General features: G+C 72.1%; 9 protein-coding genes. All 9 read left to right on the top strand.

What is annotated here, in order from left to right; genetic code table 11:
- Window positions 1-32: 32 nt before the first annotated feature.
- Window positions 33-3,779, top strand: a complete 3,747-nt coding sequence (locus tag AMYBE_RS0107865; RefSeq protein ID WP_020658809.1) for a non-ribosomal peptide synthetase — start codon at window positions 33-35, stop codon at window positions 3,777-3,779.
- Entirely contained in the window at window positions 3,776-12,283 is an 8,508-nt protein-coding gene (locus tag AMYBE_RS0107870; protein WP_020658810.1) for an AMP-binding protein, read from the top strand. Before AMYBE_RS0107865 ends, AMYBE_RS0107870 begins: the two co-directional genes overlap by 4 nt.
- Window positions 12,284-12,306: 23 nt before the next feature.
- Window positions 12,307-13,179: a TauD/TfdA dioxygenase family protein gene (locus AMYBE_RS0107875; RefSeq protein WP_020658811.1), complete on the top strand. Its 873-nt coding sequence runs from the start codon at window positions 12,307-12,309 to the stop codon at window positions 13,177-13,179.
- A 26-nt stretch (window positions 13,180-13,205) separates the two neighbouring features.
- On the top strand, window positions 13,206-14,453 hold the full coding sequence (locus AMYBE_RS0107880) for a cytochrome P450 family protein (protein WP_020658812.1): 1,248 nt from the start codon (window positions 13,206-13,208) through the stop codon (window positions 14,451-14,453).
- A gap of 50 nt (window positions 14,454-14,503) precedes the next feature.
- Window positions 14,504-15,190, top strand: a complete 687-nt coding sequence (locus AMYBE_RS0107885; protein WP_020658813.1) for a glycosyltransferase family protein — start codon at window positions 14,504-14,506, stop codon at window positions 15,188-15,190.
- A 148-nt stretch (window positions 15,191-15,338) separates the two neighbouring features.
- Window positions 15,339-16,802, top strand: coding sequence for a serine hydrolase domain-containing protein (locus tag AMYBE_RS0107890; RefSeq protein ID WP_020658814.1), 1,464 nt, complete (start codon window positions 15,339-15,341; stop codon window positions 16,800-16,802).
- Window positions 16,803-16,831: 29 nt separating this feature from the next.
- Window positions 16,832-18,031: a glycosyltransferase gene (locus AMYBE_RS0107895; protein WP_020658815.1), complete on the top strand. Its 1,200-nt coding sequence runs from the start codon at window positions 16,832-16,834 to the stop codon at window positions 18,029-18,031.
- 95 nt (window positions 18,032-18,126) lie between these two features.
- Complete coding sequence (locus tag AMYBE_RS0107900) at window positions 18,127-18,951, top strand: DUF72 domain-containing protein (RefSeq protein ID WP_020658816.1); 825 nt, start codon at window positions 18,127-18,129, stop codon at window positions 18,949-18,951.
- Between the two features lie 283 nt (window positions 18,952-19,234).
- Window positions 19,235-20,239, top strand: a complete 1,005-nt coding sequence (locus AMYBE_RS0107905; RefSeq protein WP_027927473.1) for an ABC transporter substrate-binding protein — start codon at window positions 19,235-19,237, stop codon at window positions 20,237-20,239.
- The last annotated feature ends 60 nt before the right edge of the window (window positions 20,240-20,299 follow it).

Here is a 20,299-nt window from a genome sequence, read left to right on the forward strand (position 1 = left end):
CAGCACCGCCCCACCCGGAAAGGCCGTCCTCGATGCGCCTGTTCGCACCGTTGTCGTCCGGACAGCAGCGTCTTTGGACTGTTTCCCAGCTGGACGGGGCCGGCGCGGCCTACAACGAATCGATGGCCTTCGCCCTGCGGGGGCCGCTGGACCGCGAAGCCCTGCAACGAGCCTTCGCCGCGCTCGCCGACCGGCACGAGGCGTTGCGCACTCGGATCGTCGTGGAAGACGGCAGTCCGGTCCAGGTCGTCGAACCGGCCGGGCACGGGTTCCCGCTCATCGTCACCGAGGTCGCCGGTCGGCCGGAAGAAGTGGTGGAGCGGGAGCTGACCGCGCCGTTCGACCTGACGCGGGCTCCGCTGGCCCGCGCCCGGTTGCTCGTGCTGGGCGAAGCCGACCACGTCCTGCTCATCACCGTGCAGCACGCCGTTTTCGACGGCTGGTCCCGAAACGTGCTGCTGCGCGAACTGGGCGCGTTGTACTCGGCGCAGCAGCCTGGCGATCCGGCGCGGCCGTATCGCGAGCATTCCCAGGTGCAGCAGGACTGGCTCGCCGGCGACGGACCAGCGCCGCACGAGAAGTACTGGCGGGAGCAGCTCGGCGAAGTCCCGCCGGTGCTCGAACTGCCCGCCGACCGCCCGCGCCCGGCTCAGCAGGACTATCGCGGCGCACGGGTACCGGTTTCCCTTGGTCCAGACCTCACCGCCCGGCTGAAGACGGTGGCACGCGAGCACGGCGTCACGCTCTACTCCACGATCCTGACCGGCTGGTTCATTCTGCTGTCCCGGCTGTCCGCGCAGAAGGACCTCGTCGTCGGCGTCCCGACTGCCAACCGCGGCGGCGAGTACGCGGAGACGATCGGCTTCTTCGTCAACACCCTGGCGGTGCGGGCCGAACTCGACCGGGCACCCACCGCAGGCGCGCTGCTCAAGCAGGTCCGCGCCACGCTGCGGGCCGCGATCGACCACGCGGAGCTGCCGTTCGAACGGGTCGTGGAGCTGGTGAACCCGCCGCGCAGCCCGGCGCACACCCCGCTGTTCCAGACGATGTTCGCCTGGGTGCCGACCATGCACGATCTGCTGGACTTGCCCGGAGTCGGGGCGGAGCCGCTCGACATCGAGCACGCTCCGGCGAAGTTCGACCTCGCGCTCGGTCTCGCCGACGAGCAGGGCGACGTCCGCGGGCACCTCGATTACGCGGTCGCGCTGTTCGACCAAGCCACCATCGAGCGGTACGCGCGCTATCTCGTGCGGGTGCTCGACCAGCTGGCTTCCCGGCCGGAAGCCGACATCACCAGCTACGAGCTGCTGAACGACGCCGAGCGCCAGGAGATCCTCACGGCCTGGAGCACCAGCCCGCGCGGCGAATGCCGTCCCGGCGGCCTGGCCGACCGGTTCACCGGGCACGCCGATGCCGCCCCCGACGCTCCTGCGCTGGTGTGCGACGGCCAAACTCTCGCCTACGGCGAGCTGGACCGGCGTTCCACGAAGCTGGCGAACGCTCTGCGCGAGCGCGGAGCGAAACCGGGCACCGTGGTGGGCATCCACAGTGGACGGTCGGTCGAGCTGGTGGTCGCGGTGCTGGGCGTGCTGAAGACTGGCGCGGCTTACCTCCCGCTCGACCCGGCTCAACCGCCCGCCCGGCGGGCGGCGATGGTCGAGGACGCGCGTCCGGTGCTGGTCCTGGACGGCGACATCCCAGCCCTGGAAGCCGACGGCGACGAGACCCGAAGACCAGTCGCGACCGGCCTCGGCGATACCGCCTACGTCATCTACACCTCCGGCTCGACCGGGCGTCCGAAGGGCGTCGCGGTGTCCCACCGCAGTGTCCTCGCCCTGTTCGACCAGTGGCTGGACCGGTTCGGCGCGACGCCCGGCGAGGCGACCTCGGCCTGGTCGAGCATCGGTTTCGACGCGTCGGTGCACGAACTCCTGCTGCCGCTGACGAGCGGCGCGGTACTGCACGTCGTGCCCGAGGCCATCCGCCCTGATCCGGCCGCGCTGATGGCGTGGCTGCGGGAACACCGGGTGGTGCAAGCGTTTCTGCCGCCTGCCTACATCCGATGGATCGACGAGGACCCGGGCCGGGCGGCCGGGCTCGCGCTGCGCCAGGCCCTGACCGGAGTGGAACCGCTGCCGGAGGCCGCGCTGGCCCGGTTCGCTGCCGCGTTGCCTGGCTTGCGGATCTGTTTCGGGTACGGACCGACCGAAGCCACGCTGTACGCCACCGCCTGCTTCGATCCGCAGCTGGTCGACCGGCCGGCCCCGATCGGACGGCCGTTGCCCGGGTCGCGGCTGTACCTGCTCGACGAGCGACGCCGCCCGGTTCCGCCGGGTGTGGCGGGCGAGGTGTTTCTGGCCGGCGAGTGCCTGGCGCGCGGCTATCTGCATCGTCCGGACCTGACGGCCGAGCGGTTCGTCGCGGATCCGTTCGTGCCCGGCGAACGCATGTATCGCACCGGCGACCTGGCTCGATGGCGTCCGGACGGCCAAGCCGAGTACGTCGGGCGTCTAGACGACCAGATCAAGCTGCGCGGTTTTCGCATCGAGCCCGGCGAGGTGACGGCGGCGCTGCTGGCCGTGCCCGGGGTCCGCGAGGCGGCGGTGCTGGTGGACCGCGAAGGCGAGCCGCGGCTCGTCGCGGGCGTGGCCGGCGGCGAGCGGACTCCGCACGAATGGCGCGCCGCGCTCGCCGGCCGGCTGCCGGATTACATGATCCCGTCGGTGTTCGCGGAGTTCGACCGGTTGCCGGTGAACCGCAGCGGCAAGCTCGACCGCGACGCGGTGCTGGCGCGGGCTCGGACGAACGCGCCCGCCGCCGTCAACACCGCCGCGCCGCGTGATCACGTCGAGCTGGCGCTGCTGCGGATCTGGCGGAATCTGTTGCTGCACCCCGCGATCGGCGTCTCGGACGACTTCTTCGACGTCGGCGGCACGTCGATCTCGGCGATCAAACTGGCGCACGCCATCGGCACGGAGTTCGGCCGCGAGCTGCCGATCCGCGACGTCCTCGTGCACCCGACCATCGAGGCGCAGGCGGCACTGCTGCGCGCGGACCGGCCGGCGGGCGACGACGGCAGCCTCATCGAGTTCCGCCGCGGGGCCGGCCAGGCGCGCGTGGTGTGCGTGCACCCGGCGGGCGGGACCGCGTTCTGCTACCTGCCGCTCAGCGCGCTGCTGCCCGAGGAGGCCGGCGTCGTCGGCATCCAGTCTCCGGGGCTGAACCCGGGGGAGGAGCTGCTGCCGAGCGTCGAAGCGATGGCGGAGGAGTACCTGCGGCTGGTCGACCCGCGGCCGGAAGAAACCCTGGTCCTTTGCGGACTCTCCTACGGCGGGCTGGTCGCCTACGAAATGGGACGGCGGCTGGCTGCCCGCGACTCCCGGGTCAGCGTCGTGCTGCTCGACACCAACGCCACCGACGACCCGGCCGGCCGGGCCGCGATCGCGCCGGTCTCCGCCGCCGAGTTCCGCGACAAGCTGGTGCGGTTCAACGGAATGTATCCCGGCATCGAAGACGCCCAGATCGAGCGTTACCACCGCACGTACAACCACAACCGGCTGACCGCACGCGAGCACGACCCCGGTGAGACGCGGGCGCGCGTCGTGTTCGTCCAGGCGGTCGGCGAGGACCCGCTGCCGGACGCCGCGCAGTTCTGGCACCGTCGCGCTCGCGGCGAGTTCGAGGTGATCCCAGCCGATTGCGGGCACTGGGACATGCTCGAAAGCGACGCGCTGCCGCTGGTCGCCAAGGTCATCACGGCCGAGCTGGCGGGCCGATGACCTCGATCGCCCGCCGCGTCCACGACCGGGCCTCGCGGCATCCGGACGCCCTCGCCGTGTCCGACGGCCCTCGCCGGCTGACTTACGCGGAGCTGGCGGGCGGAGCCGCCGCCGTCGCGGAAGCGTTGTCCCGCCGGGGAGTCCGGCCGGGGGACGCGGTCGCCGTCGGTCTGCCGCGCTCGCTGGACCTGGTCCAGGTCATGCTCGGCGTGCTCTATCTCGGCGGCCAGGTGGTGCCGCTGGACCGGCAGAGCCCGCCCGCGCGCCGGGACGTGATCCTCGCCGACGCGGGCGCGTTCGCGGTCGTCCACGACGGGCTGCCCGGCCTGCCTCCGCTCTCCGCGGCCGAACTCCTCGCCGAATCCGCGGAGCGAGCGCCCGCCGACCCCGCACCCGCGTCGTTCCTCTTCTACACCTCGGGAACGACCGGACGGCCCAAAGGCGTCGAGGTCCGGGACGCCGGCGTCCTTCGCCTGGCCGAACCGGGCTGGCTGGACCACGGCACGCGGTTCGCCTGCTTGGCCAACCCCGCGTTCGACGCGCTCAGCTTCGAAGTGTGGGTGCCGCTGCTGACCGGCGGCGCGTGCGTGATCCTGGACGAAGCGACCGTGGGCGACCCGCAGGCGTTCTCCGACGCCTTGGTCCGCGAACGCATCGACACGATGTTCGTGACCGCGACGCTGTTCAACGCGGTCGCGGAGACGGTGCCGGGCAGCTTCGCGACGGTACGCCGGGTCGTCATCGGCGGGGAGCAGCTGAACGCCCCGCTGATCCGCCGGTGGTACCAGGCCAACCCGGATTCGCCGACGACGCTGCAGAACGGTTACGGCCCGACGGAGACGACGACTTTCGCGCTCAGCTACGCCATTCCGCGCGACTTCGACGCCGACGTGGTGCCGATCGGCCGTCCGCTGCCCGGCACCGGTGCGGTCGCGGTGACCGCGGACGAGCGGGTGGCGGCGGAAGGCGAGGTCGCCGAGTTGTACCTGTCCGGGGCCGGGGTCGCACTGGGCTACCGCGGCCTGCCCGCGGAAACCGGCCAGCGGTTCGTCCGGCTGCCGTGGCTGGACGACGGGCGTGCGCGGTTCTATCGCACCGGGGACCTGGTCCGCGTGCTGCCGGGCAAGCGTTACGCCTACGTCGGGCGCACCGACCGGCAGGTGAAGGTCCGCGGGTTCCGGGTCGAGCCGGGGGAGCTTGAGCAGCGGCTCCTCACGCATCCGCGGATCCGGCAGGCGCACGTGGCGGTGCGCCGCGCGGCGACGGCCGAACTGCTCGCCTTCGTAGTGGCGGATCAGCTGACCTTCGAGGCGTTCGAAACCCATCTGGCCGAAACCGTTCCGGTCTATCTGCGGCCGCACCACGTGTTCCGGCTTGGCGAGCTGCCTCGGAACGCGAACGGCAAAGTGGACGAGACCGCGCTGCTGGCCGGGGGTTTCGCGCCGTGGCGGCCGGAAGCCGGCGGTGCGGCGACCGCGTGGGAGCGCGAAGTCCTGGCCGTCGTTTCGGACGTTCTCGGCATCCCGCAGGCCCGGCCGCTCGACACCTGGCTGCGGTCCGGCGGCGACTCGCTCAAGGCGTTGCGGCTGCGGTTCGCGATCCGGGAACGCTGGGGCGCGGACCTCGCGCCTTCGGTCGTGCAGCGGGGCACCTTCGCCGACCTTGCCGCCGCGATCTCGGAAGCGGGCCGGGCGGACTACCCGGAGCCCGCCGCGCCAACCACTGCCGCCACTGCCCCGGCTACCAGTGAACAGCAACGGCTTTGGCTGCTGCAGCAACGGAATCCGGCGTCCACTGCCTACCAGGTGCCGCTCGCTTTCCAAGTCACCGGCTCTCCGGATGTCGAGGCATTGCGCCGGAGCGTGCGCGACGTGGTCGAACGGCACCCGGCGCTGCGGACCGCGTTCGAGGCCGCCGCGGACGGCTTGCGGCAGGTGGTGAAAGCGTCCTACGACCCGTGGACCGAGGCGTCCGACGACTTCTTCACCGCCCCGTTCGACCTCGCCGGTGGCCGGTTGCTGCGCGCCGCGTGGCGATCCGACGGCACGTTCTTGCTGTGCCTGCACCACATCGCGGTCGACGGCTGGTCGCTCAACGTCCTGTTCCGCGAGCTGTCCGGCGCCGCGCCGGAGCCCGAGGCCCACACCCCGCTCGACTTCGCCGCCTGGCAGGCCCGCTGGTTCGCTTCCCCCGGTTACCGCGCTCAGCTGACCGAGCGCTCCGACGACGCAGAGCCGCTCGCCGAAGCGTCGCTGGCCGGACGGCTGCGCACGACCCGCATCGACCGCGCGCGGGTCGACGAATGGGCCGCGGAGCTGGGCCTGACCCGGTTCCAGCTCCTGCTGGGCGTGTTTTCCTGGAGCCTGTACGCGGTGACCGGGCGAACCCGTCCGCGAATCGCCGCCCCAGTGGCGAACCGGCCGGTCCAAGCGTTCGAGAACAGCGTCGGGATGTTCGCCAACACGGTGCGGATTCCGTTGTCGGTCGACCCGGACGAAGAGCTCGGCAGCCAGCTTCGCCGGCTCGGCGCGGCCTCGGGGGCGGCCCTGGACGCGCAGGATGTCGCGTTCGCCGACCTCGATCCCGACTACGCGGCCTTCGATTATTTGTTCGTCCTGGAGAACACGGAATTCGACGCTTTGCGGCTGCCCGGCTGCACACTTAGTCCACAATGGATTGAAGCTGCCGAAGCCAAGTGCGCGCTGACGCTTTCGGTGGTGGAGCGCGCCGGCGGTTTCGACTGCCTGTGGGAGTACGGGGCGGGGCACTTCACCGAAGCCGAAGCGGCGGTCCTCGGCGACGTCTTCGAGAGGGCGCTGCACGGCACCGCCCGGACCCCGGCCGAATTGGCCGAGCCGTACCGTCGCGAGCACGGCCGGGGCCCGGCGACGGATCTGGCTTGGGAAACGGTGGCGGACGGCTTCGCTCGTCAGGTCGCGCGGACGCCGGACGCCCCAGCGCTGGTCGGTGAAACGACGCTGACCTATGCCGAGCTGGACGCGCACGCGGCCCGCCTCGCCGCGACCTTGCCCGCCGATGCGACCGACATCGCGCTGTACTTCCGGCCGTCCGCCGAGCACGTCGTCGCGCTTCTCGCGCTGGCGAAGCGGAACATCACCGCCGTGCCGCTGGATCCCGGATATCCGCCCGGGCTGCTGCGCGACATGCTCGGCCAGGTTCAGCCGCGCTGCGTGCTGCTCGCGGCGGGGGAGACCTTCGAGACCGACGTCGAGCGGCGATTCGTGACGCTCGCGGACGGGCCGGTGCCGGACGTCCCGGTGCAGCACGCCGGCCGTCCGCTCTACACGTTGTTCACCTCAGGCTCGACCGGATCGCCGAAGGGCGTGCGCGTCCCGGACCGCACGCTGGCCAATTTGGTGCAGTGGCAGGACTTCCCGCCCGCCGCGACGCAGCAGTTCTCGATGCTGTCCTTCGACGTGTCGTTCCAGGAGATCTTCACGACTCTCTGCGGCGGCGGCGCCCTGCATCTGGTCCGCCCAGAGTGGTGCCGGGACGTCCCGGCTCTGCTGGACCAGCTGGAAACCGCCGGCATCGAACGGATTTTCCTGCCCTACGTGGCCTTGCAGCTGCTCGCCGAGCACGGTGCCCGGCTCGGCCGGTACCCGTCGCGGCTGCGTGACGTCGTCACCGCCGGCGAGCAGCTGGTGTGCACCCCGGCGATCCGGCGCTGGTTCGCCGGGCTGCCCGGTGCGCGGTTGCACAACCACTACGGCCCGACCGAAACCCATGTCGTCAGCGCGCTGACCCTGGACGGCGATCCGGCGGACTGGCCCGAGCGGCCCGCGATCGGCCATCCGGTGGCGAACGCGAAACTCCGGGTCGCGGACGCTGCGGGCGCGCCGTTGCCGCCCGGGCAGGTCGGCGAACTGCTGATCGGCGGTCTCGCGGCGAACCGCTGCTACCTCGGCGGCGCGGGTGCGGAGAAGTTCGCCGAACTGCCCGAGCTGCACTACCGCAGCGGCGACCTCGCGCATTTCGACCGGGCCGGCCTGCTGCACTTCGACGGCCGCGCCGACCGGCAGGTCAAGCTCAGCGGGCACCGGCTCGAACTCGGGCAGGTGGAGGCGGCGCTGCTGCGGCATCCCGACGTCGTCAACGCGGTCGTCGTCGCCGAGGACGAGCGGCTGGCCGCGTTCCTCGAATGCCGCCGGATGACGACCGCGGCGGAACTCGCGGATTTCGTCGCGCCGCTGCTGCCGCCGCACGCGCGGGTCGAGCGTTTCCGCGTCGTGGCCGCCCTGCCGCGCACGCCCAGCGGGAAGCTGGACCGCGACGCGGCGCCCGCCACCCCGGGGACAGACCTCCACCGGACCTCAGCGGCGCCGTCGAGCGAGCTGGCCGCACTGTTCGAGGAGGTGACCGGCGCGGCGATCGGCCCGGACGAAACGTTCTTCGCCGCGGGGGCGACCAGCCTGTCGCTGATGCGGTTCCACCTGCGGTGCGCGGAGGCGGGCTACCGGTTCACGGCTTCCGATCTCTTCGAACACGTCACCCTCCGGGACCTGACGCACCACCTCGAAAGCGGTCCGGCCCCGGCCCGGACTGGCGCGGAGGTCGTGCCCGACGAGCCGGTGGCAGTCGTCGGGATGGCGGTGCGGCTGCCGGGCGCGCCGAACCTGGCCGCGTTCTGGGACCTGGTCGTTTCCGGCCGCCGGGGCATCGAGGAGTTCCCGGCCGCCGATGGGCTGGTCGGTGCGCGCAGCCTGCTGGCCGGGCCGCTGGAATTCGACCCCGGGCACTTCGGCATCAGCCACCGCGACGCGGCGCTGATGGACCCGCAGCAGCGGCAATTGCTGATGGCGTGCGTCGAAGCCCTGTCCCACGCCGGGATCGCCGGGCGCGAGAGCCGGATCGGGCTCGTCGCGGGATGCGGCGAGAACACCTACCTGCGGCAGCTGCTGCGCGAGGCCGATCCCGCCGCGCTGCCGGACGACTTCCAGCTCGCTCTGCACCACGAAAAGGACTTCCTGGCCACCAAAGCCGCCTATCACCTGGATCTGACCGGGCCCGCGCTGACCGTCCAGACCGCGTGCTCGAGTTCGCTGGTCGCGGTCCACCAGGCCGCCGGGATGCTCCGCGGCGGAGAGGCGGACGTGATGCTGGCGGGCGGAGTGCTCGTCGACGTCACCCTCGCCGAGGGCTACCGATACCGGCCGGGGCACATCTTCTCGGCGGACGGCCACTGCCGCCCGTTCAGCGACGACGCCGATGGCACGGTCGGCGGCAGCGGAGTCGGCGTCGTGGTGCTGAAGCCGCTGAGCGCGGCTCGTCGTGACGGCGACACGGTGTATTCCGTGCTGACCGGCTCTGCGCTGACCAACGATGGCGCGGTGAAACAGGGCTACAGCGCGCCGTCTCCGGCCGGGCAGCGAGAGGCGATCCGGGCCGCCCTGCGCCGAGCCGGGCGCACCGGCGCGGAGGTCGGGTACGTGGAAACCCACGGGACAGGCACGCGGCTCGGCGACCCGATCGAGGTCGCCGCGCTGCGCGAGGCGATGCCGGACGCTTCCTCGTGCGCGTTGTCCTCGGTGAAGAGCCAGATCGGCCACCTGGGCGCGGCGGCCGGGGTGACCGGCCTGATCCGCGCGACGCTGGCCGTCCACCACGGCGTGCTCCCGCCCACGGTCGACTTCCGCGCCCCCAACCCGGCGCTGGACTTGGGTCCGTTCCGGGTGCCGACTCAGGCCGAGCCCTGGCCAACCGGACCTCGGGTCGCCGGAGTGAGCAGCTTCGGCATCGGCGGAACCAACGCGCACGTGCTGGTGGAGTCGGTCCGCCCAGCGCCGCCGGAACCTCCGGAACCGTTGCGGTGCATGGTGCTTTCGGCGCGCAGCTCGGCCGCACTGCGGATCGAGGCGTCCCGGGTGGCGGAGTATCTGACCTCGCACCCGGAGTCCTATGCGGACGTGCTGCGACACCTGCAAACCGGCCGCCCGGCCGGCCGCTGGCGTATCGCGGCGGCGTGCGAAGACGCTGCGGAGGCGGTCGCGTGGCTGCGCACGGCCGAGCCGCGCGAGGTGCCCGGAGAAGCGGCTGGGTCGGGCGTGGCGGCGGGAGAAACCGCGTCGAACCGCACCGATCCGGCCGCCGCCTGGCTGGCCGGAGAACCGGTCGGCTGGGGCCACTCCCATGCCCCCGCGCCATGGGACTTCCCGCCCCCGGCCTTCGCCACCCAGATCTTCGACTTCCCCCGGCCTCCGGCGATCACCCGGCTGCCGGAAAGCGAGTGGCTGCACCAGCCCACCTGGATTCGCCTCCGCCGCGCCGCCACCGCGATTCCGCGAAGCGACCGCCGCCTGCTCGTCATCGCCGGCGACGGCCCGCTGACCGCCCCCGCGCTCGACGCCGCGTACCCCCGCGTCGTCCGGGTCCACGCTGCCGAACGGTTTGCTCGCCTCGGTCCCGACGCTTTCGAAGCCGACCTGGCCGACCCGGCGTCCCTCCGGAAAGTCCTCGATACCTTGCCGGACGACGGAATCGACTGGCTCCATACCCTCCCTCTCGGCGTCACCGGTCCGCTCGGCGAAGCGTCCGTGCACCGCGCGACGTGGGCCTGTCTGGACACCCCGGCCGCCCTCCTGCGCGCGGCCCACGACCGGTCAGTCCGGACCTGGTGGGTTTCCTCCGGCGCAGCACCGGCGAACGCCGCCGTCACGCGCCCCGAAGCTGGGCTGCTGGCCGGAGTGACCGCGGTCGGCCCGCAGGAAAGCGGCGTGCCCGGCCACTGGATCGACCTCCCGACACCGGAGCTGGCTCCGCTCGCCGATCTCCTCACCGGGCCGACGCCGCCGGAACGCGTCGCCCTCCGCGCCGGGTACTGGTGGACGCCGGACAGCGCGCCGGTCCGCGCCGCCGAACCGGTCGCGACCGACGGGACCCACCTGGTCCTCGGCGGCACCGGCGGCATCGGCACCGCGGTCGCCGAAGAACTGCTGACCCGCACCACCGGCCACGTCGTGCTGCTTGCCCGCGACCCGCACCTGCCCGACGCACTCCGGCCTTGGGCGGATCGCGTCGAGCTGCTGGCCGCCGACCTCACGACCGTCACCGCCGACGAGATCGACGCCCGCCTCGACGCGCCCCTCGCCGGAATCGTGCACGCGGCCGGAAACCCGGACGGCAGCCTGATCGCGACCCGCAGCGAGGCCACCCAAACCGTCAAACTCGCGGGCGCGCTCCTGGCCGAACAACTCATCGCACGCCGCCAGCCCGCCTACGTCGTCTACTGCTCCTCGCTGTCCGCCCAGTTCGGCGGAACCGGCCAGCTGGACTACGCGGCCGCGAACGGGTTCCTCGACGCTCTCGCCCATCTGGAAGGCCCGACCGCTCGGCTCTCCATCGGCTGGGATGTCTGGCGCGACACCGGAATGGCCGTCACCGCACTGGAAGCCGACACCCGGCACCAAGCTCACCTGGCTGTCGGCCTGAGCGTCGAAGAGGGCCGCCGTGCCTTCGCACGAGCCTTGGCCGCGGGCCTGCCGCAGGTCCTGGTCGCGACAACCGGACTGGAAAACGCGCGCGCGTTCCACGAACGCGAGGCAACGGTCATGACCACCCCGGCCGCCGAGCCCGAGGCGGAGCTGGCCGAGGAAGTACGCGCCCTCCTGGGCGTCGCGGAGCTGGACCCGGACGTCCCGCTCTACGACCTAGGCGCGGATTCCCTGACGCTGCTGGACGTCGTCGACTCGGTGAAGCGGCTCTTCGGCGTCGACCTCGACCTCGCCTGGCTCGGCCCGGAAGTGACGGTGGCCGCGATGCTCGCGAAGCTCACCGAAACCGGCGACAGCGGCGAAGTGACCGTTCAGGTCTGGCGGCAGGGGACTGGCCGCGCCGCAGTCTGTCTCGTGCACCCGGTCGGCGGCGACGTCCACGCGTACCGCGCGCTCGTCGCGGCACTGGACCCGAGCCTCGGCGTCTGTGTGATCGCCGACCCGGCGCTGAGCTTGCCCGAACCGCCCGGGTGGTCGGTCGCGGACCGATCCCGGCGGTATTACGCGGCGCTGCGAGCGAAACTGCCCGGCCGCAGCTGGCAGCTGGCCGGCTGGTCGTTCGGTGCCTGGGTCGCTGCCGGCATGGCCGGCGAAGCCGAGGCAGCCGGGAATCCGGTGCGGCGACTGCATCTTCTCGACCCGCCGCCGCCCGGTGCGAGCGCCGCCGACTACACCGACGCCCAGCTGGAAGCGGTTTTCGAACGCGAGCTGGGCGCGTCCGGCGGCACCGCGGGCGAGCACGCCCGACGGCTGGCCAGCGCGTGCCGGGCCAACCTGCGCAGCATGGCCGGGCACCAGCTGCCCCGCCTGAACGCGACCCCGACCCAGGTCTGGCTCGCCGCCGAACCCGAACCGGGGCTGCCGGTCGCCGACCGAAGCGGCTGGCGCGCGCTGCTGCCCGACCCGAGCCAGTGGCACGAGCTGCCCGCGACCCACTACAGCATCGTGCGCGCACCGCACGTCGCCGCGGTCGCGGCGGCCATCGACCGGTGAGACCCGCCGGAGGAAAGGAAACCATGGAGCAGTACGAACTCGACGCCATCAAGCGGATCACTACGCGGCCGGCGCGCGACTACCGGACGCTGGCGGTGCGGGGACTGACCCCGGTGATCGGCGCGGAGGTCACCGGGCTCGACCTGACCCGGGAACTGACCGAAGACCAGCTGGCCGAGCTGAAGACCGCGTTCCTGGACCACCACGTGCTGGTGTTCCGAGACCAGGACATCTCGGTGGAGGACCACAAACGCCTCGCCGCCTGCTTCGGCGAGCTGCGCCCGGTCAATCCGCCGCCCGAGCACGGCGACCCGTATGTTCTCGAAGTCGCGACCGCGCCGGAGTCCGCCAACGTGTTCGGCAACGGCTGGCACGCCGACGGCACCGCGGACGCCGAACCGTCGCTGGGCTCGATGCTGCACATCACGCGGATGCCCGAGCCGGGCAGCGGCGGCGACACCCTTTTCGCGAACATGCACCTCGCATACGACATGCTGTCGCCGAAGCTGAAGGAACTGCTCGCCGGGCTGACCGCGATCCACGACGGCGCGCACGCCTTCCGCGGCCACCGGATCCCGGACGGCTACCTGCCGCCGGTCAGCGAGCACCCGGTGGTCGTCCGGCACCCGGAGACCGACCAGCCGCTGCTGTACGTCAACCCGGCCTACACCTCGCGCATCCCGCAGCTGTCCGCCGACGAAAGCCAGGCGGTGCTCGACCTGCTGTTCTCGGTCGTCCCGAACCGGCCGATGCTGGCCTGCCGGGTGCGCTGGGCGCCGAACACGCTGGTGTTCTGGGACAACCGCTGCGTCCAGCACCACGCGACCTACGACTACTACCCGCACACCCGCTTCGGGCATCGCGTCGCGATCAACGGCGGCCCGCTGAAGGGCTGACGCCGCCGGTGAAGGAGTTCTGCCCGATGCCGCCCGAAACTGTGCCGCCCGAACGCGTGCCACCCGAACCCGTGCTGGACGTTCGCGATCCGGCCGTCCTCGCCGACCCGATGCGCGGATACGACCGGATCCTCGCCGAAGCACCGGTCTGCTGGGCCCGCCTGCCCGGCGGCGAGGAGGGCTGGCTGGTGACCGGCAGCGCGGAAGTCCGCGCGGTGCTGTCCGATCCGGCCGTGCGCAACGACCCGGCCGGGCTGCCCGGACAGGGCGCGCGGACGCAGGAGGAGACGTTCCTCGCGCTCGGCACGCCTCCGGAGCACCTGCCGTACCTGCGGGCCAGCCTGCTGAGCCTCGACGGCGCCGAGCACCAGCGGCTTCGCCGCAGCATCAGCCACGCGTTCGGCGCGGCTCGGGTCGCGACGCTGCGCCCGCGGGTGCAGGAGATCGTCGACGGACTGCTCGACGACCTCGATGCCCGGCCGGGAACGGTGAACCTGATCGACGAGTACGCCTACCCGCTGGCGATGGCGGTGGTGTGCGAACTGGTCGGGGTGCCCGAGCGAGACTGGTCGGACTGGTGGCGCTGGGGCAAGACGCTGGTCGAAGGCGATCCGGCGCGGATCACTCCGACGCTCGGCGAGATGTTCGCCTACTGCCACGCATTGGTCGATCAGCGCCGGGCCGAACCGCGCGAGGACCTGCTGAGCGAAGTCGTCGCGCAGGACGACCTGACCGATGTCGACGCGGTCGCGCTGGTGGTGTTCCTGGTGCTCGCCGGGCACGAAACGATGGCGCACCTGCTGTCGAACGCGGCGCTCGCGCTGATGCGCGACCCCGCGCAACGGGAGTTGCTGCGCAGCGAACCGGAGCTCTGGCCGGCCGCGGTGCGCGAGCTGGCCCGCACCGACGGACCCGTGCAGTTGGCGCGACTGCGGTACGCCGCGACCGACCTCGAAGTAGGCGGCGTGCGGATCCGCGCGGGCGACCCGGTGCAGGCGGTCCTCGGCGCGGCGAATCGTGACCCGGCCCAGTTCGCCAACCCGCGTCACTCCGATGTGCGCTGGCAGGCCGAGCACGGCGGCCGCGAAGGCAGTGTCGGATTCGGCTGGGGACCGCACTTCTGCCTCGGTGTCGCGTTGGCGAAGGTGGAGGCCGAGGTCGCGCTGCGCACCCTGTTCGACCGGTTCCCGCAGGTGCGGCCAGTGGCCGAGCCGGAGTGGGTGCCGTTGCCGCGCGGCCGCCACCGGACCGGCCTGCAGGTGCGGCTGCGCTGAGCCGTCCCGCGTCCGTGCTCCCGACTGACCGAACTGCGAGGGCTCTCTCGATGGCTGTTCCCGCGCCTGACGTCTCGATCATCCTTCCGTGCGCCGGATTCGGCACCCGATTCGGCGCGCCGTACGCGAAGGAGCTGCACTGCCTGGCTCCTGGCGCCACCGTGCTCGACCGCAGCCTGGAGGCCGCGGTCGAGCTGGTGAAGAGCGGGCTGAACGTGCGCGTGGTCGTCGTGTTCGGCACGCACAAGCTGGACACCGTGAAGTACCTGGCGCGCTACGTCGGGACCTTCCAGCTGGTCTTCGTCTACCAGGACGACGCCGCCGGGCCGGGACTCGACGGCGCGATCCGGTGCGCGCTGCCGATGACCGAGGGACCGGTGGCTCTCGTGCTCCCGGACATCGTGGTGAGCGACGTGGGCAGCCTCCGCACTGCGCTGCGGCTGACCGAAGCGTCCGGCTGGGGCGTGGTGGCCGCGAAGGAGCGGGATCCCGGTGTGCTGCGGCAAATGGGCGCGCTCACCGTGTCCGGCGGGGAGCGCGTGGTGACCGTCGAGGCGGCCGCGGAGAAACCGGCCGATCCGGCCGGGCACAACGCGCTCTGGGGCATCGTCGCGGTCACGGCGGAAGAGGCGCACCGGTTGCCGGACGTGGCGCGGCGGGACGCGGACAGCCCGCTGGCCGGTGCGCGCGCTCTGTTGGTGGACCAGATCGTCAACTACAACACCACCGAGGGCTGAACCGTCCGTTGTGGACGACCTCGTGCGGCGCTGGACGCCCGGCGCGCGTGGCTGTCCGTGAAGGGCCCCTTGAGGGACTCAGATTCCCGCAAGGGGCCCTTCACGGACGGTAGCGATGAGACCCACTCTTGACCTGGCTAGGAGAGACATGCTCGACGACGTGATGGCGGCGCTCGAAACCGTCCTGCCCCGGCTGTCCGCGGTGACCGGCACGCCCGGCGTCGCCGTCGCGGTGGCGACGAGCGACGAACTGCGGACCGCCGCGACCGGGTTCGCGGACCTGGCCGCGAAGACGCCGATGACCGCGGAGACCGTCGCACCGGCCGGCTCGCTCACCAAACCCGTCACCGGCCTGGCTTTCCTCCAGCTGGTCGAAGCCGGAGCGGTCGAGCTGGACACTCCGGTGGACCAAGTCCTGCCCGCCGGACTGCGCGGTCCGGACGCGGGTCCTGTCACCGCCGCGATGCTCGCCTCGCACCAGGGCGGCTACTACAGCGACATCGTCACGGCCACCGCGCCTGCCGCGCCGGCAGAGCCGATCCTCGATTACGTCCGGCGCCGACACGAAATCGGCCGTGCCGTCGAGTACGGCGGAATGCTGCCGCTCACGAGCGCGCCCGGTGCCTACTCGTACTCCAGCTTCGGCATCGGCGTGCTCGGCGGCGTGGTCGAACACCTGGCAGGCGAGCCGTACCGCGCCCGCGTCCACCGCGACGTATTCGCCCCGACCGGCATGACGGCCACGAGCATCGACGACGGAACGCAACGCCCGCCCAGCGGAGCTGCCGGATATATGGCGTTCGGCGACTGGTGCCTGCCCAGCCCGCCGCTGCGCACGTCGGCCTATCCCGGGGTAGGGATGTACACCAGCGCCGCGGACTTCGCGCGCCTGCTGCAATCGCTTCTTCGTACCGGGCAGGGAAACCGGGGCCTCGTCGGACCGGATTCGCTCGCCGCGATGGCCGCCCCGCGCGTCGAACGCCCCAGCCCGCACGGCGTCCGCTCGTTTTCCGGCCTGACCCTGGAACTCGCCGACCCGGATCTCGGCGACGACTGGTGGTGGGGGCACACCGCGGCGTTCCCGTGGGGATTCTGGTGGGAGGCAAGGGTTTGGCCGCATCGCGACCTGGCCGCCGTCGCGGTGGGCAACCGATGGGACATGGCCCGGTTCCACAATCCGGCCAGCCGCAGCGCCCCGGGCCTCGCGGTGGACTGGGCGGGCCGCTGGGCGCGTTCCGGCGCTCCGGCGAAACTCCCGGACATGGACGGCCGTCCCCGGTGGACCGGCCCCCGCCCGACCCCGGAAAGTTCGCGCTGGATGGGGGTTCTCGTGGGGGAGCGGACCCACGGCCTGCTGGCCGTGCCCGACCCGCTGCCGCTTGCCAGTCTCACCGCGGGCGCGCGCTCGCTGGGCGGCGACCCGGCGGGATGGGACCCGGCCGCTTTCGCCCGCGGCGTCGAGCAGGCACGAGCGGTGGCGCCGGACCCGGCCGCGCTCGGCGTGCTGGGCCGCGAACTCGGCCCCGCCGCGGCGTTGTGGATGCTCGAATGCGGCGCGTCGAGCGCGGACGTCACGATGCCGGTCGGGTTCTACGCCAGCGCGCCGCGGTGAGTCTTTTCGCCGCACGGAAGGAGATGCGAATGCGAGTGCTGCTCTCGACGTACGGGACCCGAGGCGATGTCGATCCGCTGGCGGCGCTGGCGGTAGAGCTGCGGGGGCTCGGCGTGCAGGTGCGGATGTGCACTCCGCCGGACGAGGAGTTCACGCGGCGGCTGGCCGGGCTGGGCATCGAGTCGTTCCCCGCCGGGCCGCCGGTACGGGACCTGATGCGCCGCGCCGCGCCGCCGTCGCCGGCGGAGCTGGCCCGCTACCGCGCCGATCTGGTCGACACCCAGTTCGCCGTCCTGCCGGCCGCCGCGGAAGGCTGCGACGTGCTGATCGCGGCCGGACTGGCCCAGGTCGCCGCGCGATCAGTGGCCGAGGCCGCCGGCATCCGCTACGTGTACGTGACCTACTCGGCCGTCAACCTGCCTTCGCCGCATCACGCGCCGCCGCCGCGGCCCGGCTGGCCAGAGCCGGAGGACGCGGACAACCTGACGCGGTGGGACCTCGACGCCCGCGCGGTCGACGCCCAATTCCGGGAACCGCTGAACCGGCACCGCGCCGGGCTCGGCCTGCCACCGGTGGAGAACGTGCGGGACCACGTCTACTCGGACCAGCCCTGGCTGGCCGCCGACCCGGTACTGGGACCGTGGCCGCGGACGCCGGGGCTCGACGTGATCCAGACCGGCGCGTGGGTCCAGCCGGACGACCGCCCGCTGCCCGCGGACCTGGTCGCCTTCCTCGCCGCCGGACCGCCGCCGGTCTACGTGGGCTTCGGCAGCATCAGCCCGGCGCCGGGGATCGCCCGCTGGGCCGTCGAGGCCAGCCGCGCCCGCGGCTATCGCGTCCTCGTTTCCCGGGGCTGGGCGGACCTGGACCTGGTCGACGGCCAGGAAGAGTGCTTCGCCATCGGCGAGGTCAATCACCAGCGCCTGTTCAGCGAGCTGGCCGCAGTGGTGCACCACGGCGGGGCAGGCACGACGCAAACGGCCGCCCGGGCCGGAGTTCCGCAGGTGGTGGTCCCGATCCGGCTGGCGGACAATCCGTACTGGGCGCGCCAGGTGGCGGTGCACCAGATCGGGGCCACTCTGGACGGTGCGGCGGCGACCGTCGAGACCCTGGGCGCGGCGTTCGATGCCGCGCTGGCGTCCCAGGAGCGGGCCGCGGCGCTGGGCGCGGAGATCCGGACCGACGGAGCGGCGGTGGCAGCGCGATTGGTGGTCGGGACGCTCGGCTGACGACCGGTCCGCACCGCTTCGGGCGGCAGGGAGTAGTTTTCCCTGACGACCGATGGGAGCTGGCGGAAGTGGCACGTCTTCACGTCGGCTGCGCGATGTGGACGCACAAGGCGTGGCCCGGCCGGTTCCTGCCGCCCGCGCTGCCCGCGACGGACCGCCTGCGCGCCTATGCCGGCTGGTGCAACGCGGTCGAAGGCAACACCACCTTCTACGCGACGCCCGCCCGGGACACCGTCGCGACGTGGGCACAGCAAACCGGGCCCGAGTTCCGGTTCGTCGTCAAGCTGCCCAAGATCGTCACGCACCAACGCCGGTTGGCAGGCGTGGAGAATGAGATGCGCGCGTTCCTCGACGCGATCGAGCCGTTGGGCGAGCGTGCGGTCCTGTGGACCCAGCTGCCCGGATCGTTCAGCCCGTCGGATGTCGACGCTCTTCGGCGTTTCCTGCGCCGCCTCCCCGCCGCACTCCGGCGCGCCGTGGAGGTGCGGCACCCCGATTTCTTCGCCGACACCAGTTCGGCCGCGCAGCTTGAGCAGGCCCTCGGCGACGCGGACGCCGAGTGGGTCCCGTTCGACACCACCGTGTTCTTCCAACGTCCGCCCAGCAGCGAAGCAGAACAAGACGCCTGGGCCAAGAAACCCCGGCTGCCGCGCCGCCTCCGCGCGCTGACCGACCAGCCGATCGTCCGCTACCTTGGCCGGGACTCGGTGGCCGAGACAGTCGAGGGCTGGCAGCCGTGGACCGAGGCGGTCGCAGCCTGGCTGCGCGAAGGCCGTACGCCGACGATCTTCGTGCACACCCCCGACAACGACGAAGCCCCCGCATTGGCACGCCGGTTCCACGACGAGGTGCGCGCGCTGGCACCCGGTGTCGAGCCGCTGCCCGAACCCGAGCCGGTCGAGCCCGCGACCCTCTTCTGAGCCTCGCCCGGCGAACCCTCGCCCGGTCAGCCCTCGCGCGTGCTCGTGGTACCCCGCCACAGCGACCCAAGTCCGTGAAGGACCCCTTGAGGGAATCTGAGTCCGGCAAGGGGCCCTCCGCGGCAGTTCCGCCGCCGAAGACTCCAGCGCGCCTGTCAGAGCTCCTCGGCGACAAGGAACTGGCGCGCGACCGGGGAAAGCTCACAGCCGCACCTGCTTGACTAACTTGTTTGGATAGGCAAACCTAACCGCGTCTCCTCGAAGCGGAAGGGCAGTGCATTCCATGTCTCGTCAGCGGTTGTTCGGCGCGCTCGCGCTCTTGACGGCGGTGTCCTGCGGGCTCGTCGCGTGCGGCACCGTCCAGGACTCGTCGTCCTCCCCGGCCGCTCCGGCGGGAGCGGCGGCCGATCCGGCCGCGTTCCCGGCGAAGATCGTCCACAAGTTCGGCACCACGACCGTGCAGAAGGCACCCGCACGCGTGGTGGTGGTCGGGACGTCGAGCGACGATCTCGACGCGGCGCTCGCGCTCGGCGTCACGCCGGTCGCGTTCTTCACGAAGTCCGGCTCCACCGAGGCACCGTCGTACCTGAAGGGCAAACTCGACCCGGCGAAGACGCGCATCGTCGACGCGGCCAACGGGGTCAACGCCGAGGAGGTCGGCAAGCTCCAGCCGGATCTGATCCTGGCGACCGCGGACTACGGCCTGGACCAGGAGTACGCGAATCTGTCGAAGATCGCGCCCACGGTCGGCTACGCGACCGACTGGGGCGCCCAGACCTGGCAGGAACACGTGAAGGTGGTGGCGCAGGCACTCGGCAAGACCGCGGACGCACAGCAGGTCATCGACTCGACGCAGGCGTCGATCGACAAGGCCAAGGCGGAGTACCCGAAGGCCGCCGGCAAAACCTTCACCGCGTCGGTGGGGAACGCGCCGGGCAAGCTCTTCACCTTGGTGTCGCAGAAGGACTTCGCGGTCCAGCTGATCCAGTCGCTCGGCCTGAAGCTGAGCCCGGCGGTGCTCGACGCGAGCAAGAACGAAGCGGGCAGCCCGACCGGCACGCTCACCCCGGAGCAGTTCGACAAGGTGGCGGCGGACGCGGTGATCATCGCGTTCACCTCGCCGGACCTGCGGCAGGCATTCGAGTCGAACCAGCTGGTCGCGCCGGTGAAGGCGGGCAACTACCTGGTGACCGACATGGAGACGATCTCCGCGCTGCGGTATCCCACCGTGTACGGCATCCCGTTCGTGCTGGACAAGCTCAAGCCCGTGCTGGCGAAGCTCTCCTGACCGACGCGGAAACGGGGCCGGTCACCGGAATCCGGTGACCGGCCCCGTTTCGCTGGTCGA

The sequence above is a fragment of the Amycolatopsis benzoatilytica AK 16/65 genome (assembly GCF_000383915.1).
Classification (GTDB): Bacteria; Actinomycetota; Actinomycetes; order Mycobacteriales; family Pseudonocardiaceae; genus Amycolatopsis; species Amycolatopsis benzoatilytica.